This window comes from Mesobacillus stamsii (assembly GCF_030814065.1).
Classification (GTDB): Bacteria; Bacillota; Bacilli; order Bacillales; family Cytobacillaceae; genus Mesobacillus; species Mesobacillus stamsii.
This window is the reverse complement of record NZ_JAUSUN010000058.1, coordinates 1-3,275: the sequence shown is the minus strand read 5'-3', so window position 1 is coordinate 3,275 and position 3,275 is coordinate 1. Positions and strand designations below refer to the sequence as shown.

4 protein-coding genes are annotated in these 3,275 nt (G+C 43.7%); all 4 read right to left on the bottom strand.

Features of this window, described 5'->3' with window-relative positions; all coding sequences use genetic code 11:
- Positions 1-111: 111 nt before the first annotated feature.
- Genes J2S25_RS19805 through J2S25_RS19790 form a run of 4 tightly spaced genes read right to left on the bottom strand, consistent with a single transcriptional unit; the run spans position 112 to position 3,068 of the window.
- The gene (locus tag J2S25_RS19805) at positions 112-348 is read right to left on the bottom strand and encodes a DUF5348 domain-containing protein (RefSeq protein ID WP_044395446.1); all 237 of its coding nucleotides are present in this window, start codon (positions 346-348) and stop codon (positions 112-114) included.
- Positions 345-1,145, bottom strand: coding sequence for an ExeA family protein (locus J2S25_RS19800; RefSeq protein WP_044395448.1), 801 nt, complete (start codon positions 1,143-1,145; stop codon positions 345-347). The genes J2S25_RS19805 and J2S25_RS19800 overlap by 4 nt, the downstream gene beginning before the upstream one ends.
- Positions 1,138-2,493 (bottom strand): DDE-type integrase/transposase/recombinase, encoded by a 1,356-nt coding sequence (locus J2S25_RS19795; protein ID WP_307192714.1) that lies wholly within the window; start codon positions 2,491-2,493, stop codon positions 1,138-1,140. The genes J2S25_RS19800 and J2S25_RS19795 overlap by 8 nt, the downstream gene beginning before the upstream one ends.
- Positions 2,494-2,537: 44 nt before the next feature.
- Positions 2,538-3,068, bottom strand: coding sequence for a DUF6431 domain-containing protein (locus J2S25_RS19790; RefSeq protein WP_277813893.1), 531 nt, complete (start codon positions 3,066-3,068; stop codon positions 2,538-2,540).
- Positions 3,069-3,275: the final 207 nt, after the last annotated feature.

Below are 3,275 nucleotides of genomic sequence, written 5' to 3'. Positions count from 1 at the left end.
TGTTAATGACGTTTTATAATGTCCAAAACTTGACGATATTAATTGTCCTAAAACTGACGGATATACTGTCCAAAAATAAAAAGGAAGCATTTTCCATGCTTCCCAAATAATTTATAAATCAACATGATACGTCTCATTTTTTTTAAGGTAGAACCTAACATCATTTCGACCCGTAAGGATGTACCAGTCTCTGCCCAGTTCCAGTCGACAGGATAGCGTCCGGCCATTTCCTAGATGTAAATCAAACCATTCCCCACATCGCATCTTATAACCAGTATTGTCTCCCCAAAACACAACCCAACAATCCAACTCTTCATTGTAATGCATTTCTTTCCAGCGACTTTTCATGAAAGCTCCCCCTGGATGACTTGCTTAATCATATGGTCGTCAATAATTCTTCGGCCATTTTGTGAGCCATAGAGTAGACTATGTGTGCAGAGTTTATTTATGAGCCTTGCGGCGCCACCAGAAAACCGATGGATTTCGTCGAGCGCCCCGTCGGAGAAAATTGGTTGATCAACTCCGGCATACCGAAGATGCCTAGAAACATATTCCTCCACCTGTGACCGATCCAGATGCCCTAACTGGAATTGGATATCGATTCTTTGGCGTATAGCTGCGTATGATTGGAGTCGAAGCCGATCCCACAATTCACTTTGACCGACGAGAATGAGTGCCATCGGGCTTTGCGAATCCATTTTGAAGTTCAGTAGGAAACGAACCTCTTCAAGCATTTCCCGGTCCAGAAGATGGGCTTCGTCCACTACCACTACAGGTTGTAGCCCTCGTATGCCCTTCATTAATTCAATCTCACGATGAAGCTGCCGTTTTGCATCTCCTCGATAAAACTTCGCTTCGGAGCCTAACTGTTCCAAGAGCCCTTTGTAAAAATGACGAGGCGTTAACTTAGAGTCGGACAGGTAAAGGATATGGAATTTCCCTTTATCCAACTTGTCCACAAACTTACGGATGGTTGTGGTCTTTCCAGTACCACTATCCCCACTCAGAACGGCAAAAAGCTGTCTTTCAGCTGTGTACTTCAGCCTTCCAAGGATTTCTTGCATCATGGAGGAGTCATACAATTGGTCAGTCGGAAGATCTCTGGCGAAAGGGGTGTTATCCATTTCATAGAAGGCTTCAAACACGAGAATCATCCTCCTTCCAAACGGCACGAAATGTCACGGCAGGTTTCTGTTCAGCTTGACGTTCCTCATTCTTTCGTTCAGCTGCTTTTAATAGTCTTGAAGATTCTGCATCCTGTACCAGCAGGTGCTCAGGTAAGTCAGGACGCTTCCCAGCTCTTTCCCCTATGACAAGCTTCTTGGCTTTCCAAGGAGTATGATCCTCGAACTCAATGGTAAGCTCCTCGATATTCGCAGGATCATAAACAACCTCAACCTGTCGTCCAATGAATGTCAGACCTACCTCATATTTGTGATCCATGAAACTGATGCATCCTGATTTATCGACTTTTCTCGTTTCACAATGGAGAAAAGCATTACTTAACATATCCGGATCAATGAACCGAAGCGCTTTCTTATCTGAACGAAATGCCGTTTCCGGGCTAATTTTTTCTCCAAGTGCAGAATGATGCTTATTTTGATAACACTCTGTCAGCCACACTTGGAAGAGCTCATTCAAACGATCAAGTGTATTGGGTTTTTCGAGGACAGCCTCACTAATGAATGAATCTATGATTCTATTGAAGCGTTCAATTTTCCCTTTTGATTCAGCTGAGTACGGGCGGGTGTAAGTAAGGCGGGTGCCTATTTTTGAGCAGGTGCGCGACATCCATTTGGTTCGATACTGCTTCCCGTTATCAAAATAGACTGCCTCTGGAACACCATACTTCTGGATAGCCTGACGAAAGGCATCCTCAACGATCCTTGAATCCAATGTAGGGTAGAAAGCTGCATGAAGTACAAACCTGGTGGCGTCGTCAATAAAGGCGACAAGATACACTTGTTTCTTCATTCCATTAGGGCCAATCGGCAGGTAAGGACCATACTTGATATCTGATTGCCATAGTTGGTTGCGATGTAGTTTCTGAAATCTCCTGGCAGCTATTCCTGTCTGGGAATAAAGTCGCATATGCCGGGTGCTGTACCCTTTTTCAGTGAGCTTTTCCTGGAGCGTTGACCTTTTGATTTGTCCCGGTTCAGCTACCCCTTCCCATTCAAGTATCTGGATGATTTGAGCTACACTCCGGGTCGGCACTTCCTTACGCAGGAGGATTGCCTGTTCTAATAAATGAAGAGGGATTACTTCAGGCTTTCGGGCACCTTTTCTTCCTTGTGGCTTCAGTCCCCCAAACCCATCTTTCTGAAATTGAGCCAAATATCGCCTGATGGTTCTTTCTGAAAGACCGCTCGTCTTCGCTATCTGGTCTTTTAATTCCTTTACTTTCCCAGCGTCAAGCCCCTCTGCCAATAAAGGGGATATCAGCTGAAAACGCTGCACTGCCAATTCTTCTGATTTCTTATGATCACTCATGATACACTCTCCTCTCTGTGTCTATCACGAGTGTAAATCAGGTGCTATTGGACAATGAATGCAGAACGGATGTGTATCCATAAATTAATATTTACGATGGGCCGGACAGTTCTTGTCAGCCATCCATTGGCATCTCCTGCCAAGTGTCCTATCCTTTGAAGTGCGTTCCCTGAACATTTGGACGTGATATCCAGGGGGATATTTTCCTGACTGGTTCTGACCATGATGGAATTCAAACAACCGATCCAATAATCCACAAATTGATGAAACCAGCGATGCCATCTCGATAGAGTGGAATCATCGGCAGGAACAATGTGGGTGGATGGGTTCGTAAGAACGTCTTCGATACATTCAGCCTCATAGCGCTTATAAGGAATCAATAAATCTGGTAATTCATGATGAGTGGTACCACAATTGGTACACTGCAATATTCTGATGTTATAGGTTTTACTCTGACCTGTATGATCCTTGGCTTTTCGATCCTTTGTACCTCTAACCAACATGGTTTTCCCGCAGCAAGGGGAAGGAATCCTCTCCGCACCCCTAACTAAAAACTCCAGTAAGAGTATTTTCAATCAGCTGATAATTTGATACAATAACCATATACTTTTTTGTGGACGTCTCCTGTCTAACTGTTGGTGCAATTAGACATTATGGGAGACGTCTTTTCCTTTCTCTAGAATAAATGTCGAAATGTTTCGAATTATATATGGACATTATAATCGACTAATTCTGGACAGGCAATACCGTCAACTTTCGGAAATTTAAGAGTGTCATAAACA